We start from the raw sequence: 380 nt of genomic DNA on the forward strand, positions 1-380 counted from the left end.
CCCCCCCCCCCCCCCCCCCCCCCCCCCCCCCCCCCCCCCCCCCCCCCCCCCTTTCTTCCTCACCCCCCCACCACCTACATCAACACATGTCGTGGTTCGTCGGCAGCGTCAGATGTGTATAAGAGACAGAGCTTGGGCTTAGCGTGCTAACCGTAAGGAAACAGATTAATAACTCGCTAAAAGTTTTGAGGTTGAAACTTGGCAATAAGCATTTTTTGTTTTTTTTCTAATTCATCTACTCCCTCCCACCTCTGTCTCTTATACACATCTCCGAGCCCACGAGACAGTACTCATGATCTCGTATGCCGTCTTATGCTTGAAAATGGTGGGGGGGGGGGGGGGGGGGGGGGGGGGGGGGGGGGGGGGGGGGGGGGGGGGGG

At 59.5% G+C, this 380-nt stretch carries 1 protein-coding gene; it reads left to right on the forward strand.

From position 1 onward, the window contains the following. Nucleotides 1-198: 198 nt before the first annotated feature. Nucleotides 199-380, forward strand: a 182-nt coding sequence (locus JHD69_RS20760; RefSeq protein ID WP_199142200.1) for a hypothetical protein, incomplete at its 3' end; no start/stop codon positions are given.

This window comes from Pedobacter sp. ASV12, from assembly GCF_016429155.1.
Lineage (GTDB): Bacteria > Bacteroidota > Bacteroidia > Sphingobacteriales > Sphingobacteriaceae > Pedobacter.